At 34.8% G+C, this 17,855-nt stretch carries 16 protein-coding genes and 1 pseudogene; 15 read left to right on the top strand and 2 right to left on the bottom strand.

What is annotated here, in order from left to right:
• Nucleotides 1-59 precede the first annotated feature (59 nt).
• Complete coding sequence (locus SPD89_RS13315) at nucleotides 60-1,196, top strand: hypothetical protein (protein WP_336262439.1); 1,137 nt, start codon at nucleotides 60-62, stop codon at nucleotides 1,194-1,196.
• A 300-nt stretch (nucleotides 1,197-1,496) separates the two neighbouring features.
• Here the strand turns inward: SPD89_RS13315 and SPD89_RS13310 are convergent, their stop codons facing one another.
• A complete protein-coding gene (locus SPD89_RS13310; protein ID WP_336262438.1) occupies nucleotides 1,497-2,222 on the bottom strand; it encodes a GntR family transcriptional regulator in 726 nt (241 codons plus the stop codon).
• Between the two features lie 235 nt (nucleotides 2,223-2,457).
• On the opposite strand from SPD89_RS13310, the gene SPD89_RS13305 reads away from it, so the two are divergent.
• The 11 genes from SPD89_RS13305 to SPD89_RS13255 all read left to right on the top strand — a co-directional run bounded on the left by SPD89_RS13305 (nucleotide 2,458) and on the right by SPD89_RS13255 (nucleotide 12,455).
• Nucleotides 2,458-3,228 (top strand): enoyl-CoA hydratase/isomerase family protein, encoded by a 771-nt coding sequence (locus tag SPD89_RS13305; protein WP_336262437.1) that lies wholly within the window; start codon nucleotides 2,458-2,460, stop codon nucleotides 3,226-3,228.
• Nucleotides 3,229-3,248: 20 nt separating this feature from the next.
• Nucleotides 3,249-4,343 (top strand): ATP-grasp domain-containing protein, encoded by a 1,095-nt coding sequence (locus SPD89_RS13300; protein WP_336262436.1) that lies wholly within the window; start codon nucleotides 3,249-3,251, stop codon nucleotides 4,341-4,343.
• The gene (gene sucD, locus SPD89_RS13295) at nucleotides 4,343-5,197 is read left to right on the top strand and encodes a succinate--CoA ligase subunit alpha (RefSeq protein WP_336262435.1); all 855 of its coding nucleotides are present in this window, start codon (nucleotides 4,343-4,345) and stop codon (nucleotides 5,195-5,197) included. The genes SPD89_RS13300 and sucD overlap by 1 nt, the downstream gene beginning before the upstream one ends.
• Nucleotides 5,198-5,233: 36 nt before the next feature.
• Complete coding sequence (locus SPD89_RS13290; RefSeq protein WP_336262434.1) at nucleotides 5,234-5,941, top strand: acetoacetate decarboxylase family protein; 708 nt, start codon at nucleotides 5,234-5,236, stop codon at nucleotides 5,939-5,941.
• Nucleotides 5,942-5,989: 48 nt separating this feature from the next.
• Nucleotides 5,990-7,438, top strand: coding sequence for an aldehyde dehydrogenase family protein (locus tag SPD89_RS13285; RefSeq protein ID WP_336262432.1), 1,449 nt, complete (start codon nucleotides 5,990-5,992; stop codon nucleotides 7,436-7,438).
• Between the two features lie 220 nt (nucleotides 7,439-7,658).
• Nucleotides 7,659-9,104 carry a sodium/proline symporter gene (locus tag SPD89_RS13280; RefSeq protein WP_336262431.1) on the top strand — a complete coding sequence of 482 codons (1,446 nt, stop codon included), beginning with the start codon at nucleotides 7,659-7,661 and terminating at the stop codon, nucleotides 9,102-9,104.
• Nucleotides 9,105-9,136: 32 nt separating this feature from the next.
• Nucleotides 9,137-9,901 carry an SDR family NAD(P)-dependent oxidoreductase gene (locus SPD89_RS13275; protein ID WP_336262430.1) on the top strand — a complete coding sequence of 255 codons (765 nt, stop codon included), beginning with the start codon at nucleotides 9,137-9,139 and terminating at the stop codon, nucleotides 9,899-9,901.
• Between the two features lie 68 nt (nucleotides 9,902-9,969).
• Nucleotides 9,970-10,668: a DUF554 family protein gene (locus SPD89_RS13270; RefSeq protein ID WP_336262429.1), complete on the top strand. Its 699-nt coding sequence runs from the start codon at nucleotides 9,970-9,972 to the stop codon at nucleotides 10,666-10,668.
• 68 nt (nucleotides 10,669-10,736) lie between these two features.
• A complete protein-coding gene (locus tag SPD89_RS13265) occupies nucleotides 10,737-11,561 on the top strand; it encodes a TAXI family TRAP transporter solute-binding subunit (RefSeq protein WP_336262456.1) in 825 nt (274 codons plus the stop codon).
• A complete protein-coding gene (locus tag SPD89_RS13260; protein WP_336262428.1) occupies nucleotides 11,554-11,796 on the top strand; it encodes a hypothetical protein in 243 nt (80 codons plus the stop codon). Before SPD89_RS13265 ends, SPD89_RS13260 begins: the two co-directional genes overlap by 8 nt.
• A gap of 479 nt (nucleotides 11,797-12,275) precedes the next feature.
• Nucleotides 12,276-12,455: a hypothetical protein gene (locus tag SPD89_RS13255; RefSeq protein WP_336262427.1), complete on the top strand. Its 180-nt coding sequence runs from the start codon at nucleotides 12,276-12,278 to the stop codon at nucleotides 12,453-12,455.
• Nucleotides 12,456-12,735: 280 nt separating this feature from the next.
• Here SPD89_RS13255 and rnhA read toward each other — a convergent pair whose 3' ends face one another.
• Nucleotides 12,736-13,389, bottom strand: a complete 654-nt coding sequence (gene rnhA, locus SPD89_RS13250) for a ribonuclease H (RefSeq protein ID WP_336262426.1) — start codon at nucleotides 13,387-13,389, stop codon at nucleotides 12,736-12,738.
• A 441-nt stretch (nucleotides 13,390-13,830) separates the two neighbouring features.
• Between rnhA and SPD89_RS13245 the strand changes: the two genes are divergently transcribed.
• The 3 genes and pseudogenes from SPD89_RS13245 to SPD89_RS13235 all read left to right on the top strand — a co-directional run bounded on the left by SPD89_RS13245 (nucleotide 13,831) and on the right by SPD89_RS13235 (nucleotide 17,814).
• Nucleotides 13,831-14,367: a ribonuclease H-like YkuK family protein gene (locus tag SPD89_RS13245; RefSeq protein WP_336262425.1), complete on the top strand. Its 537-nt coding sequence runs from the start codon at nucleotides 13,831-13,833 to the stop codon at nucleotides 14,365-14,367.
• Between the two features lie 480 nt (nucleotides 14,368-14,847).
• Nucleotides 14,848-15,052 (top strand): annotated as a pseudogene (locus tag SPD89_RS13240) (zinc ribbon domain-containing protein).
• A gap of 395 nt (nucleotides 15,053-15,447) precedes the next feature.
• Entirely contained in the window at nucleotides 15,448-17,814 is a 2,367-nt protein-coding gene (locus tag SPD89_RS13235) for a glycoside hydrolase family 65 protein (protein ID WP_336262424.1), read from the top strand.
• Nucleotides 17,815-17,855 lie beyond the last annotated feature (41 nt).

Genomic DNA, 17,855 nt, shown 5'->3' with positions numbered 1-17,855 from the left:
TTAAAGAATAATAGTCTTTTTATCATGACATAAATACGGAGCAGAAAGGAAAATATGGGTTGAAGAAAATAATTTGGTTATATGTAATACTTGCAGGAATGTTGTTCTTAGTTGCTTGTTCAGAAGGAAAAGAAACAGAGGGGGAACAAGTATCCAAGAAAGAGGAAGAAAGTGCGGGTGTAAAAGATTATATTGGTGAGCAGATTACTATTTCAGAGGACGGATCCATTGAATTACCTTTTGATGATCAAGTATTGGCTGCTGATTTTTCTGGAGATGGTAATATTAAATTATTGGCCTTTGATGATTATGTGATTATCGTTGAAGGGGAGGAAATCATTCATGCTGAAGAGGCTGCACCGAAACATCATTTGCATTCCGATGAACTGTCCGTATCGGAAGACGGGCGGTTTGTAACATGGAGAGGACATCTCGATGATCTTGAAATTAGTGTGTATGATGTGGAAAATAGAGAAGTACATCTAGTTGAAAAAACAGAGGAGTGGGATCCATACGATATTTTTGCCCCACACCTTATCGAAAAACATGGAGACATCTATTATTTAATGACGAACGATTATTGGGCTGCTATGGGGTTAAATCATCTTGATGATGGTTCTGTTAAAGTGTTAGATTTGAATAACTTAGAAATAAAAAGTGATAGAGAAACAATAGAAAAAGTTACACCAAAAGAACCAATTGAAGATGACGATATGTATCATGATCTTAATGCTAGAGCAGCGGAATTGGGGCTAGAAGAGGGGCCTTATTCGGAGGATGGGTATTTTAAGTATTTCTTTGCGATAGAAGAAGCAGAAGATGAAGATACAATGTTATTAACTAATCTGTACGGAGGAGATGTTGTAAAAAGTGAACTGAAAGAAATGAAACTGGAAGACTTGGAATTTGGAAAAGATGAGATTCGTGTCATGTCTTTTAAAGAGCTAGACACGGAACAAATCCAGGTAGCAGATAATGGCATGTTTATCCTCCCAGTCGTTGATGGTGAGGTAGAAGAAAATGATTATAAGTTGAACGTCTATATTGCAGATTTGACGGATGAGAATCCAATCGGAACATTAGTAATAGAAGAGGAAGTAACAAATGTGCGTCCAACCGTATTTTTTAATGAAGATGAAACGGCGATATATTTATCCAAAGAAGGTATATTGGAAAAATATGATGTGAAAGAATGATGGATTGGTAGGATATTTTATTGGCAAAACTTACAACTAGAGAGGCAGATAAATGGCAAAAAGACATCTTTTGAAAAATTCCGCCAAGAAGTGATCGATCATCTAAAAAGTAACTGGTACATCAACGAGCAGACTGCGATTCGTGATGTAATTTCTAAGGAATTGGAACAGCATGGAATTAATGTAAGGTACAAAAGTAGGTAAAAGTAGCTCGTAAACTTTTACCTACTTTTATATTTATGTTCACGTTTATACCGTCCTCTTCCGATAATTTATAAACTCACAAATTACCGGATCTTTTTATATCACATCATCTTTATATCGATATGATGAAAAGTACTTCCACTTCGTTGTATTTGTATAGAAGACGTCTAAATTAATTGGTTTGTTTTCAGTTGAGTATGAAATTCTATTTCCCTTTAATACTGCGGAAAGATGTGGTATTTTTAAATAGTCCGCGATATAAGTCTCCGCATTAACTGCTTCAATTGTATCTTCTGCAATCATTAATTCAATATGAGCTTTTTCACTTAATAATTGCTGAATTGATGTAAATGAATCATCTTCCATAAATATTTCAATCGGAACAATTGGAGAGATAATATGTTCCATATAAAAAATTGGTTTTTGATCTAAATAACGTAATCTCTTTAAGAAAATTAACTTAGCATCTTTATTTAACTTTAGAGCTTTTGCATATGCCTCTGACTGGATTGTACTTATTTCTAGCGTTTTCGCAGTTATTTTATCCCAATCATAGATATATTGCCTCTTAAATCCCGTCATGCTAATCCATTTTTCTTTTGGCTTAAAATTAGCAACAAAAGAGCCCCTCCCCTGTTGCCGATAAATATATCCATCATTTTCTAATTGCTTTAAAGCTTGGCGTACTGGCGTTCTGCTAACAGTAAACATTTTTTCTAACTCAGCTTCAGAAGGTAGCATACTACCAATTGAATATTTTTTTTGCAGGATATCATTTTTAATAGCCTTATAAATAATCTTGTAAGAAGGTTTAGTAATCATATTTTTGCCCCCATTCTATAAAGAATTTTTAAATAAACTAAACGATGACTTGTAATAACAACTTCAGTTAAATTAAGAGTAGTACATTTCCGAAAACTAGTCAATATAATGATGGTTTTAAAATTCATTCATAAAATTAATTATTTAGAATTTAAAAAAATAATATTGACAAAGCTTAGTATACTTGGTATTATAAGTTCAAATAAATTTAAATTTATAGAAAGGATTGTTAAATGTGAATAAACAAAATATTATTACAAGTTTAGAGGAAAATGTATTAACTATTACAATTAATCGGTCTGATTCATATAATTCATTAAGCACACAAACAAAAATAGATTTAGCCGACGCTTTTATGAAAGCGGATACTAATCCTGATGTAAAAGCTATTATAATTACAGGTGCTGGAGATAAGTCCTTTTGTTCCGGACAAGATTTAGCAGAAAGTAAAGATTTAGATGAAGGCGCAGCCGAAAATTGGATAGACGAGTTTGATCATTTATATCGTGTTATCCGTAAAGTGAAAAAACCTATCATCGCTGCGATAAATGGCTTCTCTGTTGGTTCTGGACTTCAGTTAGCACTTTTAGCTGACATCAGAATTTCCAATAAATCAGCAAAATATGGTATGACCGAAGTAAATGTTGGTTTACCTTGTGTAATTGGAGCGACTATGTTTTGGGAAACAATGGGTAGATCAAAAACAATCGATCTCATCTTAACTGGTAGATTAATCAGTGCCGAAGAAGCAAAAGAGTATAACCTTATTACACGGATTGTAAATGATGATGAACTACACGAAAAAGCGTTTGAACTGGCAAAAGAACTAGCTTCGAAACCACCAACCGCCATTGCGATTAATAAACGTAGATTCAATCAATTAAGTGAAATAGAATTCAATAATTGTATGAATTATGCTGTAGAAGCACATACAATCGGATATGGTTCAGGGGAGCCACAACAAGCGATGAAAGAATTTTTTGAAAAAAGAGCCAAAGCTAAATAAACCAAATTAGAGGGATAATCATGAAGCTATATGAATTTGAAGGCAAAAAACTGTTTTACAAATACGGTATCAACACTGCAAAAGGTTGGTTGCTAAACGACTTACCGGAAGAATCTTCTTTTCCATTAATCGTAAAAACACAAGTACTAACCGGTGGCAGGGGTAAATTAGGTGGAATTCAAAAGGTACAAACTAAAAATGAACTTGAGAGACAAGCAGAAAATTTAGCCAAAATGACGATCAAAGACGAGAAAGTAGCCGCTCTTTATGTGGAAGAAATGGTTGATTTCAAACAAGAATATTATGTTTCCATTGTCATCGACCGCAATAAAAAATCTCCTGTTTTGATTGTAAGTGATCAAGGTGGCGTAAATATCGAAGACGTACCAAAAGACAACATCCTATTTATTCCGATCAACCCGTTACTTGGTTTACAACTTTATATGATTCGTAAAGTGGAAATGTTTTTAAATAATAAAGATCCGTTTATTTCAGAATTAATTCAAAACATTTGGACGATGTTTATGAGGGAACAAGCGGAACTTATTGAGATTAATCCATTGTTCATTTTAGAAGATGGCTATGTTGCAGGGGATGCAAAAGTTATTTTAGATGGTAGTGCAAATCGTTCATCTGACCCAACCCTCATTAAAAGAAATAAAGATAATTATGAAGCAAAATGTGCAGCGTTAAATACGGTTGGTGTCGAATTGGACGGAGAAGTAGCCCTCATTACAAGCGGTGCAGGGCTTGGAATGGCAACATTTGATATGGTGTCAAGTAATGACTTAACAGTAAAAACACTTGTAGATCTAGGTGGACATGCCATCCATGATGAAGAAATTGCAAAAAATTTAATTACTGAAATCAGATCGTTACAACCAAAAGCATTCCTATTTAACTTCTATTTCCAAGTTGCAAGTAGCCTTGTTCTAGCAAAAGCCATTGAAAAACAGCTAGGTAATACTGATATCCCCATAGTCATTCGTTTAAAAGGACAAGACGAGGAAGAGGCTGCTGCGATATTATCTAAATACGAAAATATTCATATCACAGATAAAATTAAAACTGCATGTACACTTACTCGTAATCTAGTTAGGGGTGTTACAAGCTAATGGCTATCATAATTAATGAAAAATCTAACATTATTATTCAAGGAATAACGGGAAATATTGGACAATCATTTGCAAAAAGAATGTTAGATTACAATACACCAATTGTCGGTGGAGTGACCCCAGGAAAAGGTGGCGAACGAGTCTATGGTTTACCAGTTCTCAATACAGTGGAAGAAGCTGTAAAACGGACTGGAGCTGACTGTTCCTTCATTAGTGTTCGACCGTTTTTTGTGAAACAGGCTGTTTTTGAAGCAATCGATGCAGGAATAAAAGTGATCGTTATTTATTCAGAAGGCGTTCCAGTTCATGATAGTTTAGAAATGGTTCATTATGCGAAACTACATCAAGTAACGTTACTAGGACCTAACTCAGCTGGGATCGTTTCACCAGAAAAAGCAAATATGAGCGATATTCATGATTCTATATTAAAACCTGGAAATATTGGTATCGTTTCCAGAAGTGGAACATTGACGTATGAAGTAATTGAAATGTTAAAACAACAAAATTTAGGTACAAGTACCATCGTTTGCTTGGGTGGTGATCCAATTGTTGGATTACAGCATTATGATGTATTACAAAAATTTGAAGAAGACCCAGACACAAAAGCAATTGTTTATGTAGGTGAAATTGGCGGAAATGACGAAGTGTACTCAGCTGAAGTCATTAAGCAAATGTCTAAACCAGTTTATTCCTTTATCGCAGGATTACATGCACCGCAAGGAAAAAGAATGGGACATGCTGGTGCTATCATTGAAAATGAATCAGAAACAGCGAAAGAAAAACAAAAACTATTAACAGCAGCAGGAGCAAAATCAGTAAGGTTATTAAGTGATTTAGCAGAAATTAAATTGTAACAAAAAGAAAAAAATTAAAAAAAGGAGAGAATATTAATGTCAAACAATGAGTACACTATCTTACCAGAATATGCACCATTATTTCCAAAGTTGCCTTATCATTACAAAAATTATCGCAAAGTGAGTGTATATTGTCGTGGTAATGAAGAAGCAATTAGAAAATTTTTACCGAGCAGATTCGAATATTTATCAGATGTCTTTGAAGTATTCGTATTGCGAAATGATGAAGTTAGTGGTCTCGATCCGTACTCAGAAGGTGGTGTTGTTATTCCTTGCAGTTATAAAGGAATTGATGGTGCTTACATGGCGTTTGAGTATGTGGATACTGATGACTCATTATGTGCAGGAAGAGAAATATGGGGATACCCTAAAAAATTAGGAATAGTTACATTTGAAGAAACGAATGAAACGGTACACGGAACAATTACTCGTAAAGGAAAGAAAATTATTGATATTAAACTTAATAAAGATAATAAGAAAGTTACATCTCTAAATTTATTTCCTAGATTACAAGTGAAAAGAGTTCCAAAAGCTAATGAATACGGTACAGACATAGATCAAGTAATTAAAAACGAATTTGAAGGATCTGTAATTCATAATAAGGTAACAGGTAGCGCTTCGGCATCTTTTGAATTTTCAAAAGATGATCCAATAGCGGAACTTGGTCCAGTTGAAGTAATTGGTGGACAGTTTATTGTTGGAGACTTTACTTTAACTTATGGAACAGTGATCGATGAATTTTAATATTACTTGTATCGAAAAAAATATTAATAACACAGAAAGGGTAATAAAATGGACAAGTTAAAATTATTTATTGGTGGTTCGTGGATTGACTCAGAGAAAACTGAATATTTTGAAGCATTTAGTCCATCAACAGGAGAAGTTATTGCGGAAGTAACTAAAGGAACACGTGGAGATGCTCAAAAAGCAATTAAAGAAGCTAGAGTCGCTTCTGAGACATTTAGAAAATGGGGCGTATGGGAAAGAGCTGAATTACTACAAAACATTGCAAATGTTGTAGAGGATAAACAAGAAGAATTAGCTCATTATTTAACTCTAGACCAAGGTAAACCATTCCACACAGAAGCGAAAAGAGAAGTTGATTCAGTAATTAGAACTTTTCGCGAAACAGCAGAGCAAATTAAATGGCTTGAGTCTTCAGTAATTCCAGTTAAAGCCCCTAATAAAAGAGTTTTTACCTATTATAACCCAAAAGGTGTTTATGCAGTAATTACGCCATGGAATTATCCTTATATGATGCCAACAGAATTTATTGCACCTGGACTTGCAGCAGGTAATACTATCATATGGGTTCCAGCTCCATCCACTTCAGTAACAGCTGTAAAATTAATGGAATGCTTTGCTGAAGCTGGTGTACCGGATGGAGTAATTAACTTAATAACTGGTATGGGGAATGTAGTAGGAGATGAAATCGTTTCAAATGAAGGTACAGATGCTATTGCATTTTGTGGAAGTACAGTGACTGGAAATATAATCGCACAAAGAGGTGCTGGAAAGCCATTGTTAATCGAATTAGGCGGTAATGGACCGACAATAGTTTTTGAAGATGCAAACATTGATCAAGTAGCTGAATCTATTGCAAAAGCTAGTTTTACTAATGCAGGTCAAATTTGTTCAGCGACTGAGAGAATTTTTGTACATGAAAGTGTACATGATTTATTAGCGGAAAAACTTACGAATATTGCAAACAATATCGTTGTTGGTGATCCATTCAAAGAAAGTACGATGATGGGGCCATTAAATAACGAAGTGGTATTTGCAAAGAATATCGAGCATGCAAATGATAGTAAAGAAAAAGGAGCAACATTCTTATTAGGTGGAAATAAAGTAGACGATGTTGAATCAGGCCTTTATTTCATGCCGACTGTAGTAACAAATGTTACAAAAGACAGCTTATACTATACGGAAGAAACGTTTGGACCAATAGCTCCATTATTTACTTTTTCAACAACTGAAGAATTGTTAGAAATGTTTAAGGAAAATAAATGGGGTTTAACTGCATCAATATTTACTAATCAAATCAATCGAGCGTTTACATTAGCTGAAGAAATTCCCTCAGGATTAGTTAATATTAATGATAACAGTGACTATTGGGAACCACACATTCCTTTTGGTGGGGTTTCAGGAAAGTCTAGTGGTATCGGAAGAGTCGGTGGAAAATCCGCTATCTTAGAAATGTCTGATGTACGAACAATTACAATTGACGTAAATGATGAATAAAGTTAAGAATTAACTCTTAACTTTATTCTGAAGGTAATACAAGTGAGGGGAGCTTACTATTATGGGAAATATAAATTCATTTATTTGGATCTTTTATGTAGTGATACCAATTGTCGGTATTGTAATAACTGCTACTACTGCAATGTTCGTTAAAAACAAATATGAAAATAAATAATCTTGGCCGAATTACTTTTTTGTGAGGTGAAAGGAGAACGGTAAAATGTTAATAACCTTTTTTATTTATTTAATAGCAGTTTTCATCATTGGGGTCACAGCTGAGAGGTTTATTAGTAAAAGTGAAGAAGGTTACTTCTTAGGAGATCGAAGTTTCGGTACATGGGTTACAGCGATTAGTGCCGGTGCCACTGACTCGAGTGGATGGGTATTTATCGGAGCGGCTGGTACAGCATATGTTTTTGGTGCATCTACAATGTGGATGTTACCAGGTTTCATAATTGGATACTATTTAAACTGGTTTGTATTTGCTCCAAAATTACATGAATACGGAGTAAAAAATAACGTTCTTAGTTTAGCTGATTATTTTGAAAAAAGATATAATGACAAATCTAGTGTACTAAAAATTATTGCAAGTATTATCATTGTAGTTTTCTTCGTTGCATATATGGCATCTCAATTAACTGCAGCAGGAAAAACAGTAGACGTTCTATTAAACTTCAACTACGAAATGGGATTAGTACTATGTGCTGCGTTTGTAGTTGGATATGCAGTAATTGGTGGATATCGTTCTGTTATGATGACAGACTTCATTCAAGGACTAATCATGTTAGCCATTTTAATTGTATTCCCTGCATATATGATTTTCTTTAAATTAGGCGGATGGGGTTCTTTCTGGGAGCAGGCGATAGCAATTGACCCTTTATTAGGTACTAGTACAGCAGGTGCAGTTGGTTCTGCAGCAATCGGTATGATTCTTGGTTATGTTTTATTCGGTTTGGGCATACCTGGACAACCGCATATAAGTCAAAGATTCTTAACAGCAAAAGATTTAAAAACAATTAACAGTGGATCGATTATTGCGGTTGTATGGGTTACAGTTATGATGACTAGTAGTAACTTGCTTGGAATTATGGGAAGAATTATATTTCCAAATTTGGAAGACCCGGAATATGTTTTCCCAACAATGTCATTTGAATTGTTCCACCCAATTTTTGCGGGTATTGTATTAGCTGCAATCTTTGCTGCAATTCAATCGACATTCTCAGCTCAACTAATTTTAACAACTCAAGCGATTGCTAGTGATTTATTGAAAGCACTCACTAAGAAAGAATATTCTAATGAGCAAATTATTAAAATTAGTAGAATTACAATGGTTTTATTAGGGGTCATAGCAACGTTAATCGCACTTTTAAATATTCAAACAGTATTTTTACTCGTATTATATGCTTGGGGAGGACTTGCAGCTAGTTTTGGACCGCTACTATTCTTAAGTTTATATACAAATATTGTTACAAAACAAGGTGCAATTGCCGGAATGATTTCGGGAACTTTAGTCATTATTATTTGGGTAAGCACTCCATTAAATAATTATGTTTATGAGTTAGTTCCCGCTTTCATCATATCAACGTTATTAATATTAATTGTAAGTAAAATGACTAAAAAGCTAGAAAGTAAAACTGACAAGATAGGAACAAAACCAAGTATTTAAATAATTGTTAATAAATTCAAGGAGGAAATATTATGAACTTAAAAGATAAAGTAATAATTATTACTGGAGCATCAGGAATTATTGGAAAAGCAACATCAAAACTTTTTAAGGAAGAAGGAGCTAAATTAGTACTTGTAGATTTAAATTTAGATAGTTTAAAAGAAGTAGCAAGCTCAATCGGATTAGAAGAAGAAAATCATTTATTATTAACAGCAAACGTTACAGTTGAAGCTGATGTTGAGAATGTTATTAGTAAAGCAGTTGAAAAATTCGGTCGCATTGATGTATTATTCAACAATGCTGGTATCGAAGGAGAAGTAACTGATCTAGTAGATACAACTATAGAAAATATGAATAACGTATTAGATGTTAACGTAGTAGGGGTATTCTTAGGATTAAAACATGCTCTACGTGTAATGTTAAAACAAGGGTCAGGATCAATCATTAACACAGCCTCTGATGCAGGCATTGGCAGTGCTCAAGGTTTAGGAGCATATGTTGCATCTAAGCACGCGGTTATTGGATTAACGAAAACAGCTGCATTAGAGTGTGAGGATTCTGGAGTACGTGTTAACGCGATCTGCCCTTCTTCTATTAACAGTCGCCTAATGAGATCTTTAGAAGAAGGTACAGGAGATCCAGAAGCAGCTAGAAAAATCTATGAGAGTAAAATCCCTATGAAGCGTTACGGTCAACCAGAAGAAGTAGGACAAGTAGTATTATTCTTAGCATCTGACAGATCTTCATTCGTCACAGGTGCACACTACAACGTAGATGGTGGAAGATTAGCTAAATAAGTTATATTTTGATAGGTTAGTGGGACTGAACTGTTTCACTAACTTATCTTTTGAAAAAAGGTGACAAGATGATCTTATTAGGAGCTATTGTAAATGCAATTGCTATTATTGTCGGTGGAATTATTGGTGTATTTTGTGGTAATATACCAGAAAAAATTAAACAGTCAATTCTCCAAGTCATTGCTTTAGTAGTAGTTATGATTGGCGTTGAAATGGTTTTAAACAGCAATCAAATAATATTAGCCCTATTAAGTTTACTAATTGGTGCAATGATTGGCGAGTACTTTGATATTGAAAAGAGAATTATGAAGTTATTAACCTCAGTAGAATCAAAAATTAAATTAATAGACGGCCAAAGAACAATGGAATCATTTCTGATGGCTTCTGTATTTTATTTAGGCGGTGCAATGGCAATAGTTGGTGCCGTTGATAGTGGTATTAGAAACGATCATACACTTTTTTTTACTAAGTCAATAATGGACGGGATTAGTGCAATTTTTTTGACTGTTACAGTAGGTAATGGGGTAATATTATCAGGGTTTTTAGTATTAATTGTCCAAGGAGCACTCACAATATTAGCCGCATTATTTTCAAATGTAATTTCTGAGGGACTATTAAATCTATTTATTTCCGAATTTGCGGGAGTTGGTGGAATTCTTGTAATTGCTGTTGGACTTAATCTATTAGAAGTGGTAAAAATTAGAGTTCCTAATCTATTACCCAGTTTAGTTCTAATCTTGCTCTTTTCAGCAATTTATTATATTTAAGAAATATCTCTAGATTGCATTAATTAGTTCATAGGATTATTTATATCTAAAATAATCAGTTATCATTTATTTACCGAAAGGGTATTAGTACGATTCCAGGTGGTTCCTTACAAAACATGCCTTTTGTGGCAACAAATGAAGCACAATTAGCATGGATGCAACCACCATTTATTAGTGCGGGATTAAATGGAGAAGATCCATTTGAAGAAAAGTTTGAAAATGTATCTATCATCGGTAACGGATTCGGAACAAACCACTTTCACTTTGTCGTAGATGCTTCTCTTGAAGCTGATACAGTTGATGATCTTTTTGAGAATAAAGAAAAGTTAAATATTGTAGTTACTCCAGTTAACAACTCTGATGAATGGGTGTTTAGAAAAATACTAGATTTTTACGACACAAATTATGATGATATTAAAGATGCCGGCGGAAAAGTGAGCCATGGTAGTTATGATGAGCAATCAGATGCTTTAAGAAACGGTAACGCAACAGCCATTTTTTCTCAATTAGCTTTACCAGCTGCTGCAATCACAGAAGTTTCTGTCAATAAGGACATTAAAATTTTGCCGATGTCTGAAGAGCTTATTAGCTATTTAACAGAATTCGGCTTAGAAGAAAATCCAATTCCTGCAGGCACATACAGTGATGTTGTCAATGGTGATGAAGAAATCCCAACCGCATCCATGGGTAATGTTTTAACAGTTAATAGTGAATTAGACGATGAAACAGTTTATCAGATTACAAAAGCAATTAATGATAATATCGACCAACTTCCAAATATTCATGGGTCACTTGACTATTACACATTGGAAAATGCAACAAAAAATTTAGTTGGTCCTCTACATTCTGGTGCAAAAAAGTATTATGAAGAAGTGGGAGCGCTTAATGATTAATCAGAAAAAACTGCCTAGCAAAATGTTAGGCAGTTTATTTAGCTTGGAAATAAAAAATGTAGAAGGGATTGGTTTTGATTTTCAAATAAGTGACCATTATAATACGCCCTATTTCGGTATGGAGGTTACTGAGCCTAACAAAGCAACTTTTGCGAACTTTAATGATGTACCAATAATCTTCCCAAGTTTTTGGGAGATTTCTATTGTTAACATGATGTGTTCTCCAAACCTATAAAGGTCAAGTATTACTGAAAGAACTTCAAAAAATTAAAATCATATACATCCAACAAAATGGAGTGATACTTCGCTTTCTTCCGGATAATATCAATGAACAATGTAAACGAACTCTTGAACTAGCGGGGTATAATTTAACGATTTATCTGTCGAAACAAGGAGAAAATGTTGAACGGTAAATAAGAAATGGGGGATTATGAAAATGTATTGTCGAATATAATGGAATTTAAATGAATCTGCTTTAAAAAAAACTCTAAATATATAGTGGAGCGTGGAATTATTCATTGCGGAAGGACGCAGAGTATTTCCTTTACTGACAGTCGAAGAAATTTTGAAATTGGGTGCTTATCATCAAGTGTAAGTCCTTTTTGACTAGGTTTGGAATGGGAATCATACATAGTATGTAGTTAGCCAATAATAAAACAAGAGGGTTTAAGCATTTTTGATATGCTATAATGGAAATAAAAAGGCGGTGTTTTTATGCATAAAGACAGAAAAGAAGAGGATAGTTTTCATGAACGAAAATTCGCCTGGATTGATAAGTGGGTTAAAATGACTGGAGAAAGAGCAAAAATTGATGCAAAAGCAAATGAGACTTACATTATTTATGAAACAGAAAATGGCTCTGTTAAAGAAATATCCCGATGGACGAATAATTGAAATAAATTATAAAAAAAATGGTGAAGGTCTTGAATCAAGTTAACCGAGCTATGATGTTTTATCACACAGGAATGCTTGCTTTTCCAAGGATACGAAAAGCAAGCATTCGTGCGAAATTCGAAATGTCATTTTTACCGGCCTTTTTGAACATCCTCTATTAATGTTAATAAGCAGATATTAAAGAGGAGTGATATAAATAGTGAATGCAACTATTGATATAGAAAACTTGTCGATTGGCTTTGTCAGAGAATTAGTCGCACTTGTGGCTTTATTTCCTCTTCTATTTTCGGCCATAATCCGCTTTAATTTCTCCCCATTTCTTTGTCTCCCATTTTAGTATTTTATTTTCATAGGAGTGAGTGTGAAGCCAGTCAAGAGCACGGTCAATTAAATGCCATATTTCAGCAGTGGTTTTATCTCTTTTAAGTGTTGTTGATACTTTTTTTTCTCTTACCCATTTCATGGCATTTTGTGAATCTGTATAAATCGTTTTATTGCTTCCGATTTTATTCAAGTATGCTAATGCATGAACAATTGCAAGGAATTCCCCTAAATTATTAGTGCCTTTACTGATTGGTCCATATGAAAAAAGGACTTCTCCTGTTCTTGTATCGACACCTTGATATTCTACAGGACCCGGATTTCCTCGTGTACCGACATCAACAGAAATACTGTTATAATCAATTTCGTTAGAGGTTGATGTATTTGAGGCTTCATTTTTCTTCAGTTGATTTTTTAAAGCTTTTTGGGAACTTCGATTTCCCCAATGAGCCTCCCAGCCTTCACGATAAGCCTTTTCCGCTTGTTCCCGACTTTCAAATGATTTGAATTTTGCTTGTTTAAAGTTATTCGTCTGTGCTTGGCATTCTGTCCAGGTTGAATAAATCCCAGGTTTCCTACCTGCCCATACTACATAATATTTTTTCTTTGCCATTACTTTACTCCTTGATCATAAATGATATTTATTTAATTATAGCATTATAGAGGATGTTCAAAAAGTCCGGTAAAAATGACACTGCGAATTTCTTCGTTGGCTTGTTTCTCCGTTGGCTTGTTTCTCCGCTACTCATGTATCTAAATGCATACATTCCGCTGCTCGAAACGCACCGCCTCGAACTTCTTGGTCCTTTTTATCCTCCTTTTTGAACACGCACTTATAGCTGAGTATTGAAATTAAATAACTGCCAAGTTCAAGAGTTGGAGTGTAGATCCTCACAATTTAAATGGTTAATCTTATAATAAAGTAAAAAAAATTTGTGTTTACTTTAAATTATTCACAACCCAAAATGGTTATAATTAATAATATAGAAGGATTAAGGTTTTGAATTCTATCTGGTAAAGAAATCTTCAACTTTGAAGGGAGAAAAATTATCACATGGCTGATTTAAATATATATAATTTTTCATTTCATAACCTAACCCGAAAAGATATGTCTTTTTCTGAGGTGTTCCAGCATATTTTAAACTTTATGGAGAGCGACCCGAATGGAAATTATAAATTAATGTTTGGGACAGATTCGCAAGTGCATCCGTCCTATACACGCTTCATTACCGGAATTGTTATACAGCGCGAAACAAAAGGTGCTTGGGCATGTATACGAAAAGTAATTATCCCTAGAAAAATGATCAATTTACATGAACGGATTTCTTATGAAACAACGTTAACGGAAGAAGTTGTATCGATGTTTAGCGAAGAGATGAAGGAGCAGCTGATTGCCGTTATCTTGCCAAATATATACAGGGGCGCCTCCTTTAGCATTGAAGGTCACATTGATATTGGGTATGGCAGGAAAAATAAAACAAGAATATTTGTTAGTGAAATGGTTTCAAGAATGGAGTCATTAGGCATTGAACCAAAAATAAAGCCGGAATCATTTGTCGCAAGCTCCTATGCAAATCGCTACACAAAATAGAAAAGAAAATTATACAAAAAATATTTTACAAGGATACACCAGTTCATATAAAAAGAATCTGCTTTAATATCAATCATTTCACGCCTCTCTCGTATTATTCAATAATAAATTTTCGAATTTTTATAAAAAGGTATTGCATTATTTTTGGGAATCGTAGCGATTTTATATAACACAAATAACGATTAAACTTTGTTATATAAAAGGAAGGTGGGTACTATGAAAAAATGTGAGAATCATTCATGTCGGAATGTGGTAAGGAAGTTGATTCTAAAAGCTATATATATTTTCCGAACGGGAAAGCCCTCTGTCCTTAGACGTGGGATGAAAGTGAGGACCAATACGGAGTGGTATAAAATAAGAAGGTTTGTACCACTTCAAGTATTTTTTCTTGAGACATGCATGAAAGCAATGTTTTAAAATAGTGCAAATGTTCCCTTTTGTCATTATCTATTGCAACAGTTTATTGTATACAAAGCACAAATGGCAGGAATCTTGGTTGAGTATGTTAATCCAACTTACACCTCACAAATGTGGCCATGTTGATAAAAGAAACCGGAACATAGATGATTTTTGTTGTAAAAAGTGTGGCTATCGGAGCCACGCAGATGTAAACGCCGCCATTAATATCGAAAGTAGTGAGCGGACTATCTGTCGAGGAGACGAAAAACAATTAGTGTCGTGGTAATAGCGACACCGCCTGTTTTGGTACACGCCTATCAAGATTGGTTAACAAGACGGGGCGGGGAAATGAGATGCTCCTTAACTTGCAAGCTGTTCAAAACAGAATTGGATTGGTAAGTCATGCAAGAATCCCACTCGTTCAAATCTTTAGGTTTGGAGCTAGCGGCTTTAGCCGTGGGAGTCTCAAATATGCTTAACAAATCATAGGTTAGGCTCTTGACATCCTTATTTTATCGTCCTATACTATCAGTGTAAGCGCTCTTATTTTTTTTATTTATTTTCTAAAACGTTTTCGGTTTTCAGTAATACAATGATAATGCCGCCAAAACGTATTTATTTTTATTAACAACAAAAACGTTTTCGTAATTATATCTTTCAATTGGAAAGGAGGGGCATGCAATGATGAATTATTTTATGGGAGATGGAGAATTTAAAAATTGGATTGTCTCTGAAACTGAATTTTCATCGGATCAACTCGGGAAATGTGAAGCAATTATGTATCTCGGTAACGGGTATATGGGGCTCCGTTCTGCTACGGAAGAGCCTTATATAAACGAAACAAGAAATTTATTCGTTAGCGGAACGTTTAATAAAGCACAGCAAAATGAAGTAACAGAGCTTGCGAATTTAGCCGATGTTACAAGGTTGGATATTCGGGTTGATGGCGAAAGATTTAGTTTGGAATTAGGAGAAACGAAAGGGTACATACGCCAGCTCAATTTGAATACAGCAGAGCTAAGTCGAGAGATTTATTGGACTTCTCCGCAGGGAAAAGAATTGAAGTTCCATTTCAGGAGGTTTGTTTCACTTGATAACCTTCATTTAATTGGAATGAAAGTAAGCATTGAAAGCCTGACACATCCAGTGCAAATTTCAATCGATTCTGGTATAAATGCGCAAATGAGCAATTCGGGCTCCCAGCACTTTCTGGAAGGGGAGCGACGAATTTTTGATAAGAAATATATCCAGCTCATCCAAACAACAAATGAATCCGGCATTGACGCGGTTATTAATACGACACATAACATATCGGTAAACAGTGAGATACTCGAGGAAGAACCGATTATGAATATGGAATGCCGAAAAGTCTGGCTCACTTACCATTTCGATCTGGAACCAAACGATCATTTAAGCTTTGAAAAGCTGACAACCGTGTATACAAGCAGAGATAAGACATTTGACCATTCAAATTATTCACTAGAGCAATTAAAAAAGCATTCCTTGGAAGATTTACAGACAATCGCAATCATGGGCTATGATCGTTTATTTCAGCGACACCAAGAAGCGTGGATGCATCAAGTCTGGGATAAGTATAACTTTGAAATCAAAAGTGAAAGCGCCTTCGATGAACTGGCTATTCGATTTGCACTCTATCATTTAACCGTGATGACCCCAAAACATGATGATCGTATGGGAATTGCCGCGAAGGCATTAAGTGGAGAAGGTTATAAGGGACATTCCTTCTGGGATACAGAACTATTTATTCTGCCGTTTTTTACTTATTCAAACCCAGAAGTTGCAAGATCACTCTTAACTTATCGTTATCATGGTTTAGCTGGAGCCAGAAAAAAAGCAATAGACAATGGATTTGAAGGAGCAATGTATCCTTGGGAGGTAGCCTGGCCGACTGACGGGGAAGTAACGCCACTTTATGGTGATGTCGATGTTGTAACAGGAGAACAGACAAAAATCTGGTCAGGTTTTATTGAACAGCATATTACGGCAGATATTGCCTTTGCTGTTTACCAATATCATCAAGTTACAGCTGATAAGGCATTTATGGACAAATCCGGTTACGAAATTATTTTTGATACTGCAAAGTTTTGGGCAAGCAGGGTTGAATGGAATGAAAAAGAAGGATTATACCATATCAATGGGGTTATTGGCCCGGATGAGTATAAAGAGCATGTAAACAATAATGCTTTTACAAATTATATGGCGTATTTCAATATGCAGCTGGCACTGCGTTACTATGAAAAATTGGCAAGTGAGAATCCTAGCTTACTAGAATCACTTAGTGAAAAACTGGATATTCCAATTAAAGCAATCAACGAAAAAGCGAATAAGCTTTATTTGCCAGATCCGCGTGAGGAAGATCTTGTTATTCCCCAGGATGATACGTACTTAAGCTTGAAAGAGATTGATTTAACGAAATATAAAGAGCAGGAAATGATTCGAAGCATTTATCGTGACTATAATCCAGAACAAATAAATGAAATTCAAGTAACGAAACAAGCAGATACATTGATCTTGTTCTATCTATTCGAGCAAACATTTTTACAAAATGACCCGCGTTTTAATGAAGCAGTGATGCGTGCCAATTTCTATTATTACGAACCGAGAACATTGCATGATTCCAGTTTAAGTCTTGCAACTCATGCAGTATTAGCAAGTGATCTAGGCGAAAAGGAGTTAGCATACACACTGTTTAGAAAAGCAGCTGAAATTGATTTGGGGCCTGATATGAATACCTCAGATGAAGGAATACATGCCGCTGCAATTGGCGGTGTCTGGCAAGCTGCAGTGTTTGGCTTTGCAGGTGTTCGCCTGGCAAATGGAAGGTTGCGAATAAATCCGCATCTTCCAGCACATTGGGAGCAAATGAAGCTCACGATTGTATGGCAGGGACAGCTGCTTACATTGTTTATTACAAAAACATTATTAACGGTAACTGTTGAAAGTAATGAAAAAATAGAATTTGAGGTTTTTGGCACAGCATATCAATGCACAGATTCTATTGAAATAGTAATAAATGAATTTCATTAGTTATAAAATGGTATACATTTTATTTACTATAAATTTAAAGA

This window comes from Pseudogracilibacillus sp. SO30301A, assembly GCF_037072025.1.
Taxonomy (GTDB): domain Bacteria; phylum Bacillota; class Bacilli; order Bacillales; family Amphibacillaceae; genus Pseudogracilibacillus.
The sequence above is the reverse complement of the archived record's forward strand: the minus strand, read 5'-3'. Positions and strand labels throughout refer to the sequence as shown.

Excerpts from the sequence above, each read along its gene's own strand:
- SPD89_RS13310 (WP_336262438.1), bottom strand. The coding sequence starts at position 2,222 with ATGATTACTAAACCTTCTTACAAGATTATTTATAAGGCTATTAAAAAT.
- SPD89_RS13300 (WP_336262436.1), top strand. The coding sequence starts at position 3,249 with ATGAAGCTATATGAATTTGAAGGCAAAAAACTGTTTTACAAATACGGT.
- sucD (WP_336262435.1), top strand. The coding sequence starts at position 4,343 with ATGGCTATCATAATTAATGAAAAATCTAACATTATTATTCAAGGAATA.
- SPD89_RS13290 (WP_336262434.1), top strand. The coding sequence starts at position 5,234 with ATGTCAAACAATGAGTACACTATCTTACCAGAATATGCACCATTATTT.
- SPD89_RS13285 (WP_336262432.1), top strand. The coding sequence starts at position 5,990 with ATGGACAAGTTAAAATTATTTATTGGTGGTTCGTGGATTGACTCAGAG.
- SPD89_RS13280 (WP_336262431.1), top strand. The coding sequence starts at position 7,659 with ATGTTAATAACCTTTTTTATTTATTTAATAGCAGTTTTCATCATTGGG.
- SPD89_RS13275 (WP_336262430.1), top strand. The coding sequence starts at position 9,137 with ATGAACTTAAAAGATAAAGTAATAATTATTACTGGAGCATCAGGAATT.
- SPD89_RS13270 (WP_336262429.1), top strand. The coding sequence starts at position 9,970 with ATGATCTTATTAGGAGCTATTGTAAATGCAATTGCTATTATTGTCGGT.
- SPD89_RS13260 (WP_336262428.1), top strand. The coding sequence starts at position 11,554 with ATGATTAATCAGAAAAAACTGCCTAGCAAAATGTTAGGCAGTTTATTT.
- SPD89_RS13255 (WP_336262427.1), top strand. The coding sequence starts at position 12,276 with ATGCATAAAGACAGAAAAGAAGAGGATAGTTTTCATGAACGAAAATTC.
- rnhA (WP_336262426.1), bottom strand. The coding sequence starts at position 13,389 with ATGGCAAAGAAAAAATATTATGTAGTATGGGCAGGTAGGAAACCTGGG.
- SPD89_RS13245 (WP_336262425.1), top strand. The coding sequence starts at position 13,831 with ATGGCTGATTTAAATATATATAATTTTTCATTTCATAACCTAACCCGA.
- SPD89_RS13235 (WP_336262424.1), top strand. The coding sequence starts at position 15,448 with ATGATGAATTATTTTATGGGAGATGGAGAATTTAAAAATTGGATTGTC.